The 20067-nt window shown below is 57.1% G+C and carries 18 protein-coding genes; 6 read left to right on the top strand and 12 right to left on the bottom strand.

The window, feature by feature from the left end; all coding sequences use genetic code 11:
* Positions 1 to 52 precede the first annotated feature (52 nt).
* The 6 genes from AXF15_RS12610 (at position 53) to AXF15_RS13815 (ending at position 6061) form a co-directional block, all read left to right on the top strand.
* A complete protein-coding gene (locus tag AXF15_RS12610; protein ID WP_257721640.1) occupies positions 53 to 469 on the top strand; it encodes a cytochrome c3 family protein in 417 nt (138 codons plus the stop codon).
* On the top strand, positions 462 to 2012 hold the full coding sequence (locus AXF15_RS12615; protein WP_066608196.1) for an ammonia-forming cytochrome c nitrite reductase subunit c552: 1551 nt from the start codon (positions 462 to 464) through the stop codon (positions 2010 to 2012). The genes AXF15_RS12610 and AXF15_RS12615 overlap by 8 nt, the downstream gene beginning before the upstream one ends.
* Positions 2013 to 2135: 123 nt before the next feature.
* Complete coding sequence (gene hlyD / locus AXF15_RS12620) at positions 2136 to 3113, top strand: secretion protein HlyD (protein ID WP_066608199.1); 978 nt, start codon at positions 2136 to 2138, stop codon at positions 3111 to 3113.
* A gap of 2 nt (positions 3114 to 3115) precedes the next feature.
* A complete protein-coding gene (locus AXF15_RS12625) occupies positions 3116 to 4837 on the top strand; it encodes an ATP-binding cassette domain-containing protein (protein ID WP_066608202.1) in 1722 nt (573 codons plus the stop codon).
* Positions 4834 to 5013 (top strand): hypothetical protein, encoded by a 180-nt coding sequence (locus AXF15_RS12630; RefSeq protein ID WP_066608206.1) that lies wholly within the window; start codon positions 4834 to 4836, stop codon positions 5011 to 5013. Before AXF15_RS12625 ends, AXF15_RS12630 begins: the two co-directional genes overlap by 4 nt.
* A gap of 251 nt (positions 5014 to 5264) precedes the next feature.
* Positions 5265 to 6061 (top strand): IS5 family transposase gene (locus tag AXF15_RS13815; RefSeq protein WP_236884784.1). Its coding sequence is split into 2 segments (ribosomal slippage): positions 5265 to 5598 and positions 5598 to 6061, totalling 798 coding nucleotides; the frame shifts between segments, so codons are not numbered across the junction.
* Here AXF15_RS13815 and AXF15_RS12645 read toward each other — a convergent pair.
* The 12 genes from AXF15_RS12645 to guaB form a co-directional block, all read right to left on the bottom strand.
* Positions 6036 to 7181, bottom strand: a complete 1146-nt coding sequence (locus AXF15_RS12645; protein WP_083518054.1) for an IS4 family transposase — start codon at positions 7179 to 7181, stop codon at positions 6036 to 6038. The two genes, AXF15_RS13815 and AXF15_RS12645, sit on opposite strands and share 26 nt — an antisense overlap.
* Before the next feature lie 250 nt (positions 7182 to 7431).
* Entirely contained in the window at positions 7432 to 8796 is a 1365-nt protein-coding gene (locus tag AXF15_RS12650) for an MFS transporter (RefSeq protein ID WP_066608219.1), read from the bottom strand.
* A 7-nt stretch (positions 8797 to 8803) separates the two neighbouring features.
* Positions 8804 to 9322: a rhodanese-like domain-containing protein gene (locus tag AXF15_RS12655; RefSeq protein WP_066608221.1), complete on the bottom strand. Its 519-nt coding sequence runs from the start codon at positions 9320 to 9322 to the stop codon at positions 8804 to 8806.
* A gap of 61 nt (positions 9323 to 9383) precedes the next feature.
* Positions 9384 to 10718: a sigma-54-dependent transcriptional regulator gene (locus tag AXF15_RS12660; protein ID WP_066608223.1), complete on the bottom strand. Its 1335-nt coding sequence runs from the start codon at positions 10716 to 10718 to the stop codon at positions 9384 to 9386.
* 102 nt (positions 10719 to 10820) lie between these two features.
* Positions 10821 to 11558 (bottom strand): 1-(5-phosphoribosyl)-5-[(5-phosphoribosylamino)methylideneamino]imidazole-4-carboxamide isomerase, encoded by a 738-nt coding sequence (gene hisA, locus AXF15_RS12665; protein ID WP_066608225.1) that lies wholly within the window; start codon positions 11556 to 11558, stop codon positions 10821 to 10823.
* The gene (locus AXF15_RS12670) at positions 11555 to 12175 is read right to left on the bottom strand and encodes a hypothetical protein (protein WP_066608228.1); all 621 of its coding nucleotides are present in this window, start codon (positions 12173 to 12175) and stop codon (positions 11555 to 11557) included. Before AXF15_RS12670 ends, hisA begins: the two co-directional genes overlap by 4 nt.
* The gene (hisB, locus tag AXF15_RS12675; RefSeq protein WP_066608230.1) at positions 12172 to 12762 is read right to left on the bottom strand and encodes an imidazoleglycerol-phosphate dehydratase HisB; all 591 of its coding nucleotides are present in this window, start codon (positions 12760 to 12762) and stop codon (positions 12172 to 12174) included. Before hisB ends, AXF15_RS12670 begins: the two co-directional genes overlap by 4 nt.
* Positions 12759 to 13529, bottom strand: a complete 771-nt coding sequence (tatC, locus tag AXF15_RS12680; protein ID WP_417926404.1) for a twin-arginine translocase subunit TatC — start codon at positions 13527 to 13529, stop codon at positions 12759 to 12761. The genes hisB and tatC overlap by 4 nt, the downstream gene beginning before the upstream one ends.
* A 350-nt stretch (positions 13530 to 13879) precedes the next feature.
* Positions 13880 to 14203 carry a Sec-independent protein translocase protein TatB gene (gene tatB / locus AXF15_RS12685; protein ID WP_066608233.1) on the bottom strand — a complete coding sequence of 108 codons (324 nt, stop codon included), beginning with the start codon at positions 14201 to 14203 and terminating at the stop codon, positions 13880 to 13882.
* A 205-nt stretch (positions 14204 to 14408) separates the two neighbouring features.
* Positions 14409 to 16718 carry a protein kinase domain-containing protein gene (locus AXF15_RS12690; RefSeq protein ID WP_066608238.1) on the bottom strand — a complete coding sequence of 770 codons (2310 nt, stop codon included), beginning with the start codon at positions 16716 to 16718 and terminating at the stop codon, positions 14409 to 14411.
* Between the two features lie 129 nt (positions 16719 to 16847).
* The gene (gene guaA, locus AXF15_RS12695; RefSeq protein WP_066608241.1) at positions 16848 to 18377 is read right to left on the bottom strand and encodes a glutamine-hydrolyzing GMP synthase; all 1530 of its coding nucleotides are present in this window, start codon (positions 18375 to 18377) and stop codon (positions 16848 to 16850) included.
* A 131-nt stretch (positions 18378 to 18508) separates the two neighbouring features.
* A complete protein-coding gene (gene guaB, locus AXF15_RS12700) occupies positions 18509 to 19966 on the bottom strand; it encodes an IMP dehydrogenase (protein ID WP_066608245.1) in 1458 nt (485 codons plus the stop codon).
* Positions 19967 to 20067: the final 101 nt, after the last annotated feature.

The raw sequence follows: 20067 nt of genomic DNA on the forward strand, positions 1-20067 counted from the left end.
ACCCAAGAAAAATTCCGGCGGTCCCGGCTGGCGGTACATTCTGCCGCCGGCCCTGGCTGGTGTCGCGCTGACCGTGGGCGTGGCGGTGGCCATGACCGCCACGGATCAGGCCCGGTTCTGCGGAGGCTGCCATTCCATGTCCGAGGCCGCGCTGACTCACAAACATTCGGTCCATGCGGAACTGGCCTGTAACGAATGCCACGCCCCGCACAATCTGGCGGCCAAAATTCCGTTCAAGGCCAAAGCGGGCACCCATGACATTCTGGCCACGATCACCAGCAACGTGCCCGATCTCATCCATCCGAACGGCGACACCAAAGAGGTGACCCAGGCCAACTGTGTGCGCTGCCACCAGGCCACCATCAGCACCGTGAACATGCAGATCAAGGAATACTGCACGGACTGTCACCGCCATGTTCCCCACACGCCCAAAATCCCTGTAGCCCAAAGGAGCGCCGCCGATGCGTAGCACCACGATTCTTCTCATGTTGCTGGCCCTGTGCATGGCCGGCTGTTCTGATGTTTCCGAGCCCAGGAACCCCGAGTACAAGACCGGACTGCCTTCCGATGAATTAAGGGCATCCGTCTTCAAATCCGAGTTTCCACTGGAATATGAAACCTATGTGCGGAACAATGAATCGGAAATCATGACGGAGTACTGTGGGTCGGTTAATTACAACGAAAACGATAACGTCAGTCCCCTGCCTGAAGGCTACAAACACGCCCAGCCGTACCTGAAAAACCTCTGGCTCGGCTATCCCTTCAGCTACGAATACAGGGCTCCACGCGGGCACACCCATGCCGTCAGGGACATTCTGCATATCGACCGCATCAACCGCTATGCGGAGAAAGGCGATATGCCCGCCACCTGCTGGAACTGTAAAACGCCCAAGATGATGCATTACATCAAGGAATACGGAGACGAGTTCTGGGCCAAGGACTTCAACGAGTTCCGGGAAAATTTCGATGAAGACGACATGAGTATCAGCTGCCCCACTTGCCACAACCCGACCAACATGGAACTGCGCCTCTATTCCGAACCGCTGAAAGACCATCTGAAACAGGCAGGCAAGGACTTCGACACGCTCTCCCGCAACGAAAAGCGCGCGCTGGTCTGCGCCCAGTGCCATGTGGAGTACTATTTTCAGGACAAGAGCTTCGGCGCGGCCAAGAAGCCCGTCTTCCCCTGGGAAAAAGGTAAAAATCCGGAACAGATTTACGAATATTACAAGACCAGGGGCGATACAACCATTCCCGGATTTGAAGGCAATTTCGTGGACTGGGTGCACCCCGTGTCCCAGACGCCCATGCTCAAGGCCCAGCATCCGGACTACGAAACCTGGCACGACGGCATACACGGCTCGGCGGGTGTGAGCTGCGCCGACTGCCACATGAACTATCTGCGCATGGACGGCAAAAAGAAGATCTCCAACCATCAGTGGACGTCGCCCCTGAAGGACCCGGACCTGAAGGCCTGCCGCCAGTGCCACACGGACAAGACGCCCGCTTATCTGAAGGAGCGCGTGCTCTACACCCAGCACAAGGTCTGGGAGCAGCTGATGATCGCCCAGAATATCTCGGTCAAGGCTCATGAGGCCATCCGCATGGCGGCCGAGTTTGCGGGCCAGAAACCGGCCGATTACGACAAGCTGATGATCGAAGCCCGGGAAATGTGCCGCAAGGGCCAGTTCTTCTGGGATTTTGTATCCGCCGAAAACGGAATCGGTTTCCACAACCCGGTCAAGGCCATGGACACCCTGGTCAAGTCCCAGCAGTACAGCCAGAAGGCCGTGGACACCGCCATCAAGGCGGCGGCTTTCACCACGGCCGAAATTCTGTCCGCCGACATCAGGACTCTGGTGCCGCCCATCCCGAAACACAGCCGCGAATTGCAGATGGACCCGGCGCACATGGCCAGCCATCCGTGGTTCCGCTACCTGAAGGTCACTCCCAAGGCCCAGCAGATCTGGGACGGCAACAAGCGGCTCATTCCGGCTCCGGCTGCCTCATAAATATCCGGACCACGTGAACACTCATGCAGGGCCGCTTCCAGCGGCCCTGTTTTTTTGCCTGCCGTCCGGTGGCGGATGGGCGGGGATTGGTGTACCCGGTCCCGAAACGCAACAGGAACAGACATGAAACGCGCAGTGATTCTTTTCTTTCTCCTGGCAGCCGCACTGGCCGGAGGATGGTACTGGCAGCACGAGTACGGCCATACCCGGAACGGGACGCCTGTTTTTTACGGGAATGTGGATATCCGGGAGGTCCGGCTGGGCTTCCGGGTGGGCGGCCGGGTGCTCGAAGTCCCCAAAGAGGAAGGCGACGCCGTGGCCGCAGGAGACGTTCTGGCCCGGCTGGACGATGAACCCTTCCGCAACGCCGTGAATCAGGCCGAAGCGAAGACGGCCCAGCTTCTGGCCCGGCTGGAGGAACTGCGGCACGGCAGCCGCCCGGAAGAAATCGAACGGGCCCGCAAGAATCTTCTGGCGGCCGAGGCGGCCACGGAAAATACCCGCCTTGTTTTCGAGCGCCTCCAGAAACTGGTGCATACGGGTGCGGCGGCCCGGCAGGATTTCGACACGGCCCGGTCCGCATACCGCGAGGCCCAGGCCAGACGCGACGCCGCTAAGGCTGACCTGAAGCTTTTTCAGGCCGGAGCCCGGAGCGAGCAGATCGCCCAGGCCCAGGCCGCTTACGACGCCGCCAGAGCGGAACTCGCCCAGGCTCGCGTGCATCTGGCCGATACGGTGCTTACCGCGCCGGAACCGGGCGTGCTCCTGACCCGGGCTGTGGAGCCGGGCAGCATGGTTCAGGCCGGAAGCACCGCCGTGACCGTCAGCCTCGGCCAGCCGGTCCGAATCCGGGCCTATGTGCCGGAGCCGGAGCTCGGACAGGTGTTCCCCGGACGTGAAGCGCTGGTGTACACGGATTCCCGTCCGGAGCCCTACCACGGCCAGATCGGCGATGTCTCGCCGCGCGCCGAGTTCACGCCCAAGTCCGTGGAGACCACGGATCTGCGCACGTCCCTGGTGTACCGCTTCCGGGTGACGGTCCGGGACGCGGACAACGGCCTGCGCCAGGGCATGCCGGTCACCGTGCGTCTGACGGAGTGAACATGTCCGCCGTGGTCCTGTCCGGGGTAGGCAAAACCTTCGGCGGCCGTCCGGCTCTGTCGGGCATCGAGGCCGTTGTCTCCAAGGGCATGATCACCGGCGTGGCAGGGCCCGACGGTGCGGGGAAAACCACCCTCATGCGACTCATGGCCGGGCTTCTGCGGCCGGACACGGGCCGCGTCAGCGTCCTCGGACACGATCCCGTCGCCGAAGCCGGGCTCCTGCGCCCGCGTATGGGCTACATGCCTCAGAAATTCGGCCTTTATGAAGATCTCTCGGTCATGGAAAACCTGACCCTGCATGCCGATCTGCGCGGCGTGACCGGAGCCGCCCGCGACGAAACCTTCGCCCGGCTGCTGGAATTCACGGATCTGCGCCGCTTCACTGCCCGCATGGCCGGGCGGCTCTCGGGAGGGATGAAGCAGAAACTCGGCCTGGCCTGCGCTCTGCTGGGCACGCCGGAAGTTCTGCTGCTGGATGAGCCGGGCGTGGGCGTGGACCCCATTTCCCGGCGGGATCTCTGGAAGATGGTGCGGGAGCTGAGTAGTGGCGGACTGGCCGTGGTCTGGAGCACCGCCTATCTGGACGAGGCCGAAGCCTGCGACAGCGTACTTCTCCTGAATGAAGGCAATCTGCTCTTTTCGGGCAAGCCCGGTAAACTGACCGGCAGGCTGGCCGGGCGCAGCCTGCACCTGCGCGGCGTGACGGACCACAGGCGGCAGGTTCTGGGCCGTCTGCTGGCCCGGCCCGAGGTCGCGGACGGCGTGATTCAGGGTGCAAGCCTGCGCATCGTGCTCAAAGACGGGGCCAAGACGCCGGACCCGGATGAACTGAAACTGACCGGCTCGCCTTCCTGGCACGAGGTGCCGCCCCGCTTCGAGGACGCTTTCATCGATCTTCTGGGCGGCGGCCCCGGCGGCGGATCGGCTCTGGCCGAGGCCATGCCCGTCCGGCCCTCCATATCCGGAAATCTCATCGAAGCCAGAGATCTGACCAAAAAATTCGGCGAATTCACGGCGGCGAACCAAGTGACCTTTGCCGTGCGCCAGGGAGAAATCTTCGGACTTCTGGGACCCAACGGAGCGGGCAAATCGACCATTTTCAAGATGATGTGCGGCCTGCTTCGCCCCACATCCGGCCAGGCCCGCGTCATGGGCATCGACCTGGCCCGGAGCCCGGCCAGAGCGAGACAGCGTCTGGGCTACATGGCCCAGAAATTCTCCCTGTACGGAGCGCTGACCACCCGTCAGAATCTGGAATTTTTCGCCGGCGCGTACGGCCTTTCCCGCTCCCGGCGACAGCAGGCCGTGGCCGGCATGACGGCCGCCTTCAGGCTCAACCCCTTCCTCTCCACGCGTGCCGACGACCTGCCGCTGGGATTCAAACAAAGGCTGGCCCTGGCCTGCGCGGCCATGCACGAGCCGGACATCCTCTTTCTGGACGAGCCGACCTCCGGCGTGGATCCCGTCACCCGGCGGGAATTCTGGAACCACATCAACGCCATGGTGGAAAAAGGCGTGACCGTCATGGTCACCACGCATTTCATGGACGAGGCCGAATATTGCGACCGCATCGGGCTGGTCAATCAGGGACGGCTCATCGCTCTGGCCCCGCCGGATGAACTCAAGGCCAGAGCCGCTTCACCGGAGCTGCCCGACCCGGCCATGGAAGACGCCTTCATCGCCCTCATCGGCGACGAACGGCGGAAAAAGGAGGAAACATGATCTCGCCGCGCCGTCTGGCCGCCCTGTGCGTCAAGGAAAGCCGTCAGATCGCCCGCGATCCCAGCAGCGTCATCATCGCCCTGGTCCTGCCGCTCATTTTACTGGTCATCTTCGGGTACGGCATCAATCTGGACTCCACACGCATCGTCGCGGAAGCCATCCCCAATCCCTCGTAGAGCAATACTGTTAAAATTTGACGGCACATTTTATTGGCATTTGTCAGAAAAAAGACCGAGTATCTCTCTGGCTATTTTTTCTGGTTGATCCAAGGCCTCTAACTCTAAATGAAAAAATTCAATAATCACAGGAAAATAAGGAATTATCGGAAAGGCACCACCGTATTCCCTGTCACCAACAACACTAGGTTCAGGCCTCATTACTTGCCAATAAGCAGGAAATCTGGTTAGTTGTGCTCAAGGAGGACGCCATGAGCCAACTTTTCTACCTTTCTGCTGAACAACTCGAACGTATCAAGCCCTTCTTTCCACGTTCACATGGTATTCCGCGGGTCGATGACCGGAAAGTCATCAGCGGCATCATTTATGTCATCAAACATGGCCTGCAGTGGAAAGACGCGCCGCGCGAGTATGGCCCGTACAAGACACTGTACAATCGTTTTTTGCGTTGGAGCCGGATGGGCGTCTTCAACAATATTTTTACCGAATTGGCAAAAACAGCGGGACAGGATGGCCAGGTGATGAACGATGCAACCCACCTCAAGGCGCATCGAACCGCCGCCAGTTTGCTCAAAAAAGGGCTCTTTCCCGCTGCATCGGACGCACAAAGGGCGGCCTGAACTCCAAACTCCATGCCCTTTGCGACGGCCACGGCAGGCCTCTGGCCATGAAGCTCACAGAAGGCCAGGTAAGCGACTACAAAGGAGCCGCCCTGCTTATGGACGCCATAGATGCTTTGCCTGAGACCAGGGAGCTGCTGGCGGACCGTGGTTATGACGCCGACTGGTTCCGTGATGCCCTGCGCGCCAGAGGCATTACGCCCTGCATCCCGCCCAGAAGGAGCCGGAAGAGACCCTGCTCGTACGATAACGATCTGTATAAACAGCGGCACAAGATTGAGACCATGTTTGGCAGGATCAAAGACTGGCGGAGAATAGCCATGCGTTATGACCGCTGCGCACATACCTTCTTTTCAGCTCTATGCCTCGCCGCTTCCATCATTTTCTATCATTGCTGTCCGGCTAAGCGATACAATCTAACAGTGTGAAGTTATATGAATTATCGAATTTTCGTCGTCTGGGATTCAGGAGTTCATCCAAGGATGCCTCGCCGAGCAGGTTGAGTTGAATGAGCTGGAAGAGTTGCTGTACGGAGAGTCCGAGACGGCTGAGGAATTTCTGGTACGCGAGGAGCAGGTAAACCGTCAGGGCCGTGTAAATCTGGATCAGGACCGCATTTTCCGAGTTGCCGACGAAGGTCTTTATGCGCAAATTTTGTTTGATTTCCTTGAAGAAGAGCTCGATTTGCCAGCGGTCTTTATAGATGTCGGCGATGGTTTTCGCCGAAAGCCGGAAATGGTTGGTCAAAAATTCGTAGTGTTTCCCGGTTTCCTGGTCACGATAGCCGATACGGCGCAGGCGTAAGGATTTTCCCCGGCTGGAGACTTCAATGATGTGATCGGAAGTAACGCCGGTCTTGCGATTCACGAGGCGGCGCTCCAGGAGTTTGAAAACGGCGTTGCGCTTGAGCCGGGTCACAAAAAAGACGCCCTTTGCCCCGAGGATCCGAAACCAGGGATAGCTGGTGAAGCCCTTGTCAAAGACCACGATGGAGCCCTTGGGCAACTCCATAGCCTGAGCTATGCGGCTTTCATGGGTTTTGGCGTCGGTGACGGTTGCGAAAGCCGGGATATGGCCATCGTGATCCAGCAAGGTATGTACTTTGACGCCGCCCTTGGCCTGCCGAAACGAGGCCCAGGGAAAAAGCGGCAGGCAAAGCTTTATGGTGGTGGCGTCCAGACTGAACAATTTGGATTTGAAACGGAATTTGTGCTTCGGGGCTTTTGCGGCGCACAGGCCGTACATTTCGACGAACAGATCCTTGAAAAAGCCTGCGGGGCGAGAATTGTTCGCGTCAGCAAAGGTCGAGCGGGCCACGTTTTTCAGTCCCCAGTGATACAGGCGGTTTCCCGCAGCCTCAAGGCAGCGCAGGCCATCGCGCATGGAACGTCTTGCGGCAAGCTGGATGAAGGCCATGACCGTGAACTGCTCCTTGAAACCGAATTGACGCGACGAGCGCCCGGTTTTGTGCCGTCTTTCGAGTTTCTGAAAAACATGTCTGGGAATCAGAGATAGCGTCTGGGAGAATAGTGTATTATGGTGACTCAAGTCCAAAATCTCCTTGTGTGGCAAGATGTTGTGGTGATTTCTTTTACCACATATCGCTGAGATTTTGGACTTTTTTCTTATCCCTTAGCCGGACAGCAATGATTTTCTATCTCAATTAATGAGGACTGAACCTAGAGCATCGAGCACTTGAAATGCCCGTGTTACGCCCGGCAAAGCCCGTCTGCTCGCATTCATGCAAGGATTTGGGTAAACCCTCGCAGCGCAGTTGACTCATTTCATTCGTGAAATGCTATGTTCCCGCACGCCGTATCCGCCCCAGGGAGAAGAGCACCCCAAGCCCGCAAAGACCGGCGCAGATACCCAGAATCAGCGTCATGCTGCCCAGAAATTCCGGGATGGTGTTCACGGATACCGGCTGTCCGTGCAGCAGAAAATCGAAAACCACTCCCGTGACCCCGATGGACAAGGACATGCCGAACGTGCGCATGGTCGCGATCAGGCTGGAGGCGATGCTGTAGTGCTTCGGCTCCACACTGCCCATGATGACCATCATGTTCGGGGACGCGAACAGGGCGAACCCCAGACCCATGAGGCACAGCACGGCTCCGATGCTCCAAAGGGGCGTGTCCGTCCTCACCTCCCGCAACAGCCACAGCCCCGCACCGCAGATACCCATGCCCAGACTGGCCAGCTTCGCGGCGTCGATGCGGTCGGCCAGAATCCCCGCCAGAGGCGACAGTACCGTCTGCACTACGGGCTGAATAACCATGACCATTCCGGCCTGCATGGGCGAAAAACCCTTGACCACCTGAAGATAGAGACTGAGCAGAAACCCCAGTGCGGCCGTGCCTGAATAATTGATCATGGTGGCCAGGCTGGACAGGGTGAACGTCCGGTTGCGGAACAGCGCCAATTCCACAATGGGCTGAGGAGCTCTTCTGGAGCGGAGAAAGAAAAGCGTTCCGGCCAGTGCGGCTCCGGCGAGCAAAGGCCATCCCCGCTCGGGCCGGGACAGGCCGGTCAGGCCGCCCACACAGCAAATGACGAACAGCGCGTAAAACAGACCGCCGGGCAGATCAAAACGCTCTTCCCGGGCCGGACACCACTCTCCCCGGATGCGCCGGGCCAGAACCCAGCCCAGAATTCCGGGAAACAGACACAGAAAGAATATGGACCGCCAGCCGGCCAGATCGGTCATGAATCCGCCCACCAGCGGCCCCACGGACAGCCCCAGATAGACACAGGCCACCAGGATGCCCATGGCCCGCCCGCGCTCCTGCAGCGGGTAGCTCTCCGTGACAATGGCCACGCCCGTGGACAGAATCATGGACGCGCCGATGCCCTGTGATATGCGCAAAACGATGAGTGCCGGAGCGGACCAGGCCAGGGATGCGCACAGGGAGGAACACATGAACGCGCCAGTCCCCCAGACAAAGGTCCGCTTGTGGCCGATGATGTCCGACAGACGACCCACAGGCAGCAGAATGGCGGCCAGGGTCAGGATGTAACTGCCCACGATCCAGCTCAGTTCCACGGCCGTGGCGGAGAATTCCGTCTGGATGACGGGCATGGCGATGGCCACGGCCGACATCATGAACGGCACGAGGAAACTGGCTGCGGAACCGGCAGCCAGAGCCGTAGAGTGTGTCTTCATAAACGCCCTAGAGCCGGGTTCTGTTCCACGGCATGCGGGACAACAGAACACCCAGCCCGCAGAATCCCGTGGTGCCCGCAAAGACGAGACCAGCGCCCACAAAGGCGCTCAGCCAATAAAGCGGCGGCCAGAACAGGCCGCCCAGAGAACCGAGCAGCACCAAGCCGCCCGCGCCTATCTGAATTTGGCGGAACAGGGGCAGCGGCATGTGAGCCCGCTCCACGGGCAGACCGGCCCGTTCCCAGGCGCTGATGCCTCCATCCAGCTGGTAAGCCCCCGGGGCCAGACGGGCCAGGGTTTGTTCGGCGCGGGCAGTGCGCTTTCCGGACCGGCAGGTGAAAATGACGGGAAGTTCCGGCGCACCTTCATCCTTCAGAGGATGCCTGCCGATGACGGACAGGGGAATCAGGCGGGCTTGGGGAATGGAAAGACGCGCGAATTCCTCGGGGTCGCGGATGTCGATCAATCGGGCTTCTCCGGCCCGCAGCAGGGCGTCGGCTTTTTCGGGAGCAATGGGGCGCAGCATGAAGGCTCCTTGGTTTTGTTACAGAGTCTGACGAGATTTGATGAGAACGGCCGGACCCGGCTCAACCCAGTCCCTGGCGCTTCAGTTTTTCGCGCAGGGTCTTGCGGTCGACACCCAGAATTTCCGCGGCCTTTGTCTTGTTGCCGCCGACGCGGGCCAGCACATGGCGGATATGCTCGGCTTCCACCTCGGCCAGGGTTTTGTCGCCATAACGGTTCCGGCCGAGAGAAAAACGCATGGACTCCGGGAGATCCGTGATGTCGATGCGCTGCCCTTCGCCGATAACGACCAGACGTTGCAGCAGGTTCTCCAGTTCGCGCACATTGCCCGGCCAGGAGTACTGGGTCAGGGCGTTCAGGGCCTCGTCCGTCAGACTGACGGCAGAACGCCCCATGTCCTGAGAAAACCTGCGCAGGAAATGGTTGGCCAGCAGCAGGATGTCTTCGCCGCGCCCGGCCAGGGACGGCAGATGGATCTCCACCACATGGATGCGGTAGAACAGGTCCTCCCGGAACAGCCCCTGTTCCACCAGCTTGCGCAGGTCCTTGTGCGTGGCCGCGATGATCCGGGTATCCACGGTGCGGGTGCGCGACGAACCCACCATGCAGAATTCCTTGCTCTGCATGACCCGCAGCAGTTTGGCCTGCAAGCCGGGGCTGGCGTCACCGATCTCGTCCAGAAAAATCGTGCCGCCGTTGGCGATCTCGAAGAACCCGGCGCGGCTTTCTTTCGCTCCGCTGAACGCGCCCTTGACGTGCCCGAAGAGTTCGCTCTCCAGCAGGGTCTCCGGGATGGCCGCGCAGTTCACCGGCACAAAGGCCGCCGCCCGGCGGGAACTGTTGTAATGCACGGCCCTGGCCACCAGTTCCTTGCCCGTGCCTGAATCGCCGGAGATGAGCACGTTGGCGCTGGTCCGCGAGGCCTTGCCGATCAGTTCGAACACGGTGCGCATTTCCGGACAGCGGCCTATGATTCCGTAGGTTTCCGGCCCCCGGTCCTCCGCATGGGCAAAACGCCGCCGGGCCTGCCTGTCCAGAATATCCCGCACCGCCTCCAGCAGCTCCTCGCCAGTGAAGGGCTTGGGCAGATAGGCCACGGCCCCGTCGCGCATGGCTTCCACCGCGCCGTTGATGGACGGATAGCCCGTGACCATCATGATTTCCGTGTCCCGGAAATTCTCGCGCACATACTTGACCAGGTCCAGCCCGCTGGAATCGGGCATCCTGTAGTCCGTGATGACCAGATCCACGACGGTCCTGCCAAGGAAATCCCCCGCTTCCTCGACGCTTGCGCATGTGTGCAGAACATATCCGGCTTTGACCAGATGACGGGTCAGCATCTGCAACGTGGCCGGGCTGTCGTCTACCGCCAGAATTGTCGCGCCCTTGTCCTGCATAAACTGTCCTCTCCGGCCCCTGTCGGAGCCGCTGAACCGGCCCTGAAAAAAGAACGCCCGGCTTTCACCGGGCTGTTTTCGCCGATTCCGCAGCCCGCCGTTTCACGAGGCGGCCTGTTTCTCCAGCCAGTCCAGCGCTTCCCGCAGATTCAGACTGCCTGCATAAATGGCCTTGCCCGTAATCACTCCGGCCAGCCCTTTCCGGCTCAGAGGGTACACGGCGCGGATATCGTCCAGGGTGGAAATACCTCCGGCAATGAGCACGGGCCGATCCGTCAGGTCCAGCAGGGCCTCCAGGGCGGGCACATTCACGCCGGACTGCATGCCGTCGCGGCTGATGTCCGTATAGATGAAAAAGGATGTCCCCGCGCCTTCCAGTTCCGGCACGACTTCGGCCACGGTCTTCCCCGCGTCCTCCACCCAGCCTCTGGTCTTGAGCCGCCCGTTGCGCGCATCCAGCGACACGCCGATACGGCCGGGAAAGGCGGCGCACAGGTCCCGGAAAAGTCCAGGCTCCTCCAGAGCCATGGTGCCGATGATGAGCCGGGTCACTCCGGCTTCCAGATAAGCGGCCGCCACCGGCAGATCGCGGATGCCGCCGCCCAGCTGCACGGGAATGGAAATCCGGGCGCACAGGTCCCGGATGAGTTCCATGTTGCGCGGCTTTCCGCTGAACGCGCCGTCCAGGTCGATGACATGCAGCCATCTGGCGCCCATGTCCTGCCACCTGAGGGCCTCGGTCACCGGGTCCTCAGAAAAGACCGTGACCGCGTCTTCCACTCCCTGCCGGAGCCGGACGCACTGGCCGCCCTTGATGTCCACCGCCGGAAAGATGTTCACAGCCCGAGTTCCTTGAGTCCCGCGTCCATGCCTTCCTCCGCGATGTCGCGGGCCGTGAGCCAGCGCCCCTTGCGCTTCAGAAAGCGCCCGCCGCTGAGAAGATTTTCGGCCAGCCCCTGCTGCTCCTCCTCGAAGTGAAAACGCCGGACCTTTCCCGAAGCCACCTCAATCAGATACATGTCCATGACGATTGCGGCCGGCCGGTTCACGCCCCAGTCACCGCCGTCGCGTTCCTGCCAGCGCAGCATGAAGGGAACGAGCATGTAGTCCGTCTTCATGCATCTTCCCACGGTCCGCCAGTAATCCACGGTCTCGAAACGGCGGCGTTCCTTTTCGGCCAGCGTGATTTCCTCACACTGGCGGACCATGGCCGCATGCATGAAGGCCTGACCGTTCGCGCGCAGGGCCGAAGCAAGAGACGCATCCAGGGCGCCGAGTGTCTCCGGGTCCAAGGCTGCCGGTTCCTCGGGCAGCACACCGGCCATCAGTTCCCAGTCATACCTGGGCTGGACGAATCCGGCCACGGCCAGCGTGGCGGAATCCGGCACGGCCGGTCCCCGCACCTGCGCGGCGCAGGCCGGACAGAGAAAAAACAGCACGATCAGCAGATATCTCATGTGTCGAGCCCTCCCTTGGTGCTGAGCACAGCCTCCCGCTCCCGCCGCACGGCCTGACGCAGGGCCAGCCCCACGCCCTTGAAGGCGGATTCCAGCAGGTGATGCCCATTTTGGCCGTACAACATGCGCACATGCAGGTTCATGCCCGCCTTCACGGCCAGGGATTTGAAAAATTCCCGCCACAGATCCTTTTCCTGCCCCGCCACGACAGACGGCAGCAGGGCTTCCTCATAAACCAGATAGGGCCGTCCCGAAAGGTCCAGACAGACATCCACCAAAGCCTCGTCCATGGGCACCCTGGCCCATCCCACCCTGGCGATACCCAGCCGGTCTCCCAGAGCGGCATGCAACGCCCCGCCGAGACACAGCCCCGTGTCCTCCAGAGAATGATGCGCGTCGATGTGCATGTCGCCCTCGCAGGAAAGTTCCAGATCGAATCCGGCCCAGTGCGCCATGAGTTCCAGCATGTGGTCGGCGAATCCAAACCCCGTGCGGATGCGGCATTCTCCCTTCCCGTCCAGAGTCAGGGCGACGGAAATCCGCGTCTCGCGGGTCTGGCGCTCCACATTGCCCGTGCGAATGGTCATGTCGGTCCTGCGGTCATGCCGCCGTGTTTTTTTTCCATGTCCGGCCCTTTTGCCGGTTCCTTGGGTTTCTTCCCGAATATCCAGGCCAGCCAGATGCCCACTTCATACAGCAGGCACAAAGGCCCGGCCATGAGAATCTGGGAGACCACATCAGGCGGAGTCAGAATGGCCGCCACTACGAAGCTCCCCAGAATGGCGTATTTCCGGTATTTCCGCAGTCCCTTCGAGGTGACGATGCCCAGCGAGGCCAGAAAAAGCATGAACAGGGGCAGCTCGAAAATGAGTCCGAAAGCGAAGAGCATGCCGGTCGCAAAGCTGAAATACTCCTTCACCGAAGGCATGGGCCGGATGAAATCCGTGGCGTATCCCAGAAAAAACTGAAACCCGAAGGGAAAAACCACATAATATCCGAAGAGCGCGCCCGTCACGAAACACGCGGCGGAACACACGGCGATGGGCACGATCCATTTGCGTTCGCCCTCATACAGGCCCGGCGCGACGAATATCCAGAGCTGGTAGAAGATGTACGGACTGGCCGCGAAAAGCCCGGCCACGGCGGCCACCTTGAGGTGGGTGAAAAACGCCTCGGGCAGGCCGGTATAGATGAGCGAACCTCCGGTCGGCTCCAGCAGCGTGACCAGCGGCTCCATGAGCTTCTGAAAGAGCTGTTCCGAAAACCCGTAGCAGGCCAAAAGGCCCACGAACGCGGCAATGAGGCAGCGCGTCAGCCGCATGCGCAATTCCTGAAGATGCCCGAGGAAAGTCATCTCATGGGCATCGGACAGGGTGTCGCCGCTTTTCTCCTCCCGCGCATCCTCACTCCGGCCGGATTCTTCCGAAACAGAGAGCGAATCATCAGATTCGGCCGCTTCCTCGCCCGGTTCCCGGATGCCGGAAGGATAGTCCGCCTCTTGCGGATCAAGGGAATCGGCCCCGCCGGGAAAATCGTCACCAGGAACGCGGGACAGACCGTCTTCGGCGTCATCGGTGTCAGGATGCCAGCCGTCAGCCGCGATCCCGGCATCGACGGCATCATCCGCGACGGAAGCTTCGGATTTCTGGAGGTCCCGGTCTTCGGCGTTTTCTTCCAGATCCCTGGGGCCGGTCACCTGCTCGCTCATGCCTTGGCATCCCCGTCACTGCCGGAAGCGTTCGTGGCAGCATCCGTGGACGTTTCCGCCGCGCCGGAGTCTGCGGCCGCAGTCTTGCCGGTGGCTTCCCCCTCGGGGAAAAGTTCCTTGCGGGCTTTCTCGGCTTTGGCTTTCTGCTCTTCGTGCTCCACTTCCATCTCGATGGTCCGCTTCACATCAGTGCTGACCCGGCGGAATTCTCCCAGAGCCTTGCCCAACGATCTGGCGATTTCCGGCAACTTGGCCGGGCCGATAACGATCAGCGCCACAACGAGGATGACCAGAAGTTCCGTTGATCCAATTCCAAACATAAAGCGTCTCCCAAGGGCGAATTACGCGGATGGTGCGGCCGGGCTATAAACAGCCACCTCTTTCATGGCAATAATTATTCTTTTATCTCTAAACAAAAAGACGTTTATCTTATAATTTTAATATTTTTTATCTTTGATATAAATAATTTTGTGATTATCATTCATATTAATTACAATAAAATTTTAATTTATATTCATTTATTATTTATAAATAATATTTTTTTATTTCTGACAATAGCTCATCTTCGTTATTATTTTCATATACAAAATCCATATATTGACGTTTTCCTGTTTCTAAAAACATTAACCAACCCTGCAAAGAAGAAATATAATCATCCTCTAAAGTCGATAAATCTGAATATTTTCCAACATATTTATTTCCACAATGCCATAATTCATGCCTCACAGGAAATAAATATCCACAATCATAGTCATTCCCTTGAATGACTTTTGCATATCCATTCTCGTCAATAACAAGCTGATTTACATATCTATCGTCTGCATTTCGCATAACTATCTCAATCTCTTTTCTTGTAAATAAATGCTTTGGCTTTCCACATTTAACAAATTCGATGGAAAAACAAGATTGGTAATCCTCAAATTCTATCAAACCATTTTTATTAAGAATTCCTGAAATTTTTTTGTCAAGTTTACTCTTCAAATCAATTGCAATTTTTCTATCATAAACACAGTAACATTGTTTATCTGAATACGAGTTTACTTCTCTTATCATCCCGTCTACACAAATACAATATATACTTTCTGTAATTATATCCTGAATTAATTCAGCAGGATTAAATACTACATTTTCAGGAAATTTAAATACAAATATAAATTTAATAACCGATGAATCTGTCAATGGGTAATTTTGAAGTATATCATAAAAATTCCAATTATTAAAATTTTTATTTATATAATCTCTCGTTATCTTATCGCTATGCATATTTTTTATTCTCTCATCTGGTTCTTTCTCCAAATAAAAATTTTTAAATGGATTTCTACTAAATTCTTCTAAATTTAAAATTCTATGCTCTATATCTTTATCTTTCAAGCTCTCCATCTTAGGATGTTGTTTGGCTAAATCATATATCTTTAAGTATTTTTCTATCAACTCTTCTATATACGATCTAAATATGTCAACCTCACAATCGTTATGTCTACCATCGTATGTCGCATTAATTCTATTGTAAGGCCCAAACTTCATTACAATTAAGAACTTACCTTTAATGTATCGACAAACTACTTGATATCCATCAGGAAAAGGATCACCCGTCTCATAATCATATACTCCATATTGTGCATATTGCGCTGAAACGTAATGGCCAGGAATATCCTCAACTAAATACTCGCTATCAGAGTAATTATCGCTATCAATAATTTGACTCAGTTTATCAAGCTCTAACAAGAAATAATTCCACTTATAATTCTCGCCAAACCCTTCGAAATATAATACTTTAGGCTTAACAACATAGCACATCCCTATCGTATCATATAACTTGATACAATTTTTTTCATCTGCAGTGGCAGCATAAGAGAAATCTAGACCTCCCCCACCAGGAAAAAACATATGGTTATATGCAGCAACCTTACCAATAATATTTAGCACTTTAACAATATCTTCAATCTCTCTCCATAAGGCCGACCCTGGAGGTGGCGAACCAAATAATTGTTTATTGAGGAAGTTCCAATCGCTTGCCTGGGATTTATCCTCATCAGAATATATATCAATCCAATCTAAAAGTCTTTTTTTAAATTCCTTGATATTTGGACGGAAATCAGGATTATTAGCTGTTGCATCTTTAAGAAGCTCATCTATTTCTACAAGATGTGTCTTCTTATATTTATCAATATAATGCAGACTATGATTGAGATCTAAATAATCATATACCCCATCAAATCCTTTTTCATCTTTAGCTAAAAACATCCACATTGTTTTTGCCAAAGAAAAAACATCAGCTTTTTTCCCATCTGCACCTTTTGGATTGCGCTTCATTTCAGGAGAAATAGTAAATATTGCTCCAAGTCCTTTATCGGACTTTGTGAAATCATTTATATCCTCTGGCAGCCCAGCTAAGCCAAAATCAGCATAGCAAAATCTACCTTCATAGTAATGAATATTGGATGGTTTGATATCTCTGTGCGAGATCTCCTTTTCATGAAACTTCTCCAATGTTTCACACAGAAACACAATTTCTTTTACTATATCTATAATCTCAACGTTATTTCTATTTATATAATACATAGCAGATTCTGTAACAGGCATTACATACCAATATTCTTCAACAGAGTGCTCAATAATGGGAACTATCCCACATATATTTTCTTGATTATCCTTTATAATACCTATCTCCTTAACAAATCTTGACTTCTTTTCTCTTCCCCCAGCAGATAACTCTTTTAAAGCATATTCTACTTTACTATCCTTACATCTAACACGATAAACTTTTGCATTCCCACCTTCGCCTAACCCATCTATCTCTTCATATTTATCTCTCCATTTTTTATTCTTTGCCATACACACCCACTCTTTTCTTACTTCTATATTGACATTAAATTTGCCTCTACTGACAAAAGCAATACAACTTCAGCTCTCTAAAAAAATGTATTTTACAAAACTCTTACAATAGAAAAATGTTTACTACTGCTATTCCCACTCAATAGTGCTCGGCGGCTTGGAGGAAATATCGTAAACAACCCTGTTCACGCCTTTGACCTCGTTGATGATCCTGTTGGAGATGCGGGCCAGAATCTCCGCCGGAATCCTGGACCAGTCCGCCGTCATGGCGTCGATGGAATCCACGATGCGCAGGGCGATGACGTGCTCGTAAGTGCGCTCGTCACCCATGACGCCCACGGTCTTCAGGGGCAGCAGCACGGCAAAACCCTGCCACACCTTGTAGTACCAGTTGGAGGCCATGAGCTCGTGCTGCACGATCTTGTCCGCCTGACGCAGAATTTCCAGACGCGGCTCCGTGATTTCGCCGATGACCCGGATGGCCAGCCCCGGTCCGGGAAAAGGATGCCGCCAGACGATGAAATCCGGCAGGCCCAGCTCCTGAGCCACCTTGCGCACCTCGTCCTTGAACAGTTCGCGCAGGGGCTCCACCAGAGCCAGATTCATCTTTTCGGGCAGTCCGCCCACGTTGTGGTGGCTCTTGATGACGGCCGAAGGACCCTTGAAGCTCACGGACTCGATCACGTCAGGATACAGGGTGCCCTGGGCCAGATACTTCACCCCCGGAATCTTTCTGGCCTCTTCCTCGAAGACCTCGATGAACGTATAGCCGATGACCTTGCGCTTCTGCTCCGGGTCTTCCAGACCCTTCAGGCGGGACAGAAACCTGTCCTGGGCCTTGACGTAGTGCAGGTTCAGATCGAAATGCTCGCGCAGATAGCCGACCACTTCCTCGCCTTCTCCGGCCCGGAGCAGGCCGTTATCCACAAATATGCAGTGCAGGTTCTTGCCGATGGCCTTGTTCAGGAGCACGGCCACCACAGTGGAATCGATGCCGCCGGACAGGCCGCAGACCACCTTGTCCTCGCCGATTCTGGCGGGCAGGGCCTGCAGCATGGAATCCACAAAGGAGGACATGGTCCAGGAGGAAGCCAGACCCGCCACCCGGAACAGAAAATTGCGCAGAATCTCGTCGCCGCGCTCGGTGTGGGCCACTTCCGGATGAAACTGCAGGGCGTACATTTTCCGGTCCGGATCAGCCATGGCCGCCACGTCGATATTCCCGGTGCGGGCCGTGACCGTGAACCCCGGCGGCACTTCCAGCACATGGTCGCCGTGGGACATCCACACCGACAGGCCATTCCCTTCCGGCCACAGAAGACTCGGCCCGGCAAAGGCCAGTTCGCTGCGGCCGTATTCCCGGTCCAGCGCCGGAGCGATCTTGCCGCCCAGCTCCCTGGTCATGAGCTGCATCCCGTAACAGATGCCCAGCACCGGCAGGCCCCATCCGAAAATATCCGCATCCACTCCGGGGGAATCCAGCTGGGATACCGAGGCCGGACCGCCGGACAGGATGATGGCCGAGGGCTCGAGGGCCTTCAGTTCTGCCGTGGGAATGGTGCATGGATGAATTTCGGAATAAACGCCCGCCTCGCGGGTGCGCCGGGCGATGAGCTGGGTGTACTGGGAACCGAAATCGAGGATGATGACTTTCTGCATGATTCCTCCGCCGGGCTGGCGGGCTGCCTGTTGAAAAGCGCGGTTTGTCCGAAAAATCGGGCCGGGCGGCCGGCCCCGAAGCAGAAAAAGATGCCGCTTATTCGCGGCGCAAAAACGCGCCGCGCGGCCTGTCAGTAGGCGTCCACCCGGTAATTGGGTGCTTCCTTGGTGATGATCACGTCGTGCACGTGGCTTTCACGCAGCCCCGCTGCGGAAATCTCCACAAACTGGGCCTTCTTCTGCAAGGCGGGGATATCCCCTGCCCCCAGGTATCCCATGCCTGAACGCACGCCGCCCACCAGCTGGTCGATGGTCTCGCCCACGGAGCCCTTGTACGGCACGCGGCCCACAATGCCTTCGGGAACCAGCTTCTTGGAGCCTTCCTGAAAATAGCGGTCGCTGCTGCCGTCCTTCATGGCGTCGATGGAGCCCATGCCCCGGTAGATCTTATAAGTCCGGCCCTGGTACAGAATCTTCTCTCCGGGGCTTTCCTCGGTTCCGGCGAACATGGAGCCCATCATCACCGTATCTGCCCCGGCCACCAGCGCCTTGACCACATCGCCCGAAAATTTGACGCCGCCGTCGGCGATGCAGCACTTGCCCGCCTCGCGGCAGGCCCGCACGCACTCCATGATGGCCGTGACCTGAGGCACACCCACACCGGCCACGATGCGCGTGGTGCAGATGGAGCCCGGCCCGATGCCCACTTTCACGGCGTCGGCTCCGGCCTCAATGAGGGCCTTGGCCCCCTCATAGGTGGCCACGTTCCCGGCCACAAGCTGCATGTCCGGCCACTCGGCCTTGGTGTCCCGCACCGCGTTCAGAATGTTTCTGGAATGCCCGTGAGCCGAATCCAGCACAAGCACATCCGCACCGGCCCGGACCAGGGCCTCCACCCGCTCGGCCCGGCCCTTGCCCACGCCCACGGCCGCGCCCACGCGCAGCCGGCCGAGATCGTCCTTGCAGGAATCGGGATACTTGCGGACCTTGTCGATGTCCTTGATGGTCAGAAGGCCCTTCAGCTTGTTGCCCTCGTCCACCACCAGGAGCTTCTCGATGCGGTTCTCATGCAGATGGCGCTTGGCATCCTCCAGAGAAATGCCCATGGGCACGGTGATCAGCCGCTTGCTGGTCATGACCTCCCGCACCCGGACCTCCATGTCGGTCACGAAACGCACGTCGCGGTTGGTGACAATGCCCACCAGATGATCGTCCTCGATCACCGGCAGGCCGGAAATACGGTATTCGCGCATGAGGCTCAGGGCCTGCCCCACCGTGTCGCCGGGAGCCACGGTGATGGGGTCCACGATCATGCCCGACTCGGACTTCTTGACCTTGACGACCTCCAGGGCCTGCTGCTCCACGGTCATGTTCTTGTGCACGATGCCGATGCCGCCGGACCGGGCCAGGGAAATGGCCATGCGGGATTCGGTCACGGTGTCCATGGCCGCGCTCAGAAAGGGAATGTTCAGCTCGATGGACGGCGTGAGCCGGGTGTTCAGCCGGACCTGGTCCGGCAGCACTTCCGAATAGGCCGGAACCAGCAGAACATCGTCAAAAGTCAGGGCCTTGCCCAGTATCTTTTCCATATGCGTACCTCTTTCGCTGTGGCGGAAAATGACAGACCGGCGGTATTCCCGGAAAGGCGGCGCTGGCCGCCTCCGCGGGCCGTCCGTTCCGTCGTCCGGGC

Origin of the sequence: Desulfomicrobium orale DSM 12838 (genome assembly GCF_001553625.1) — a bacterium.
Lineage (GTDB): Bacteria > Desulfobacterota > Desulfovibrionia > Desulfovibrionales > Desulfomicrobiaceae > Desulfomicrobium > Desulfomicrobium orale.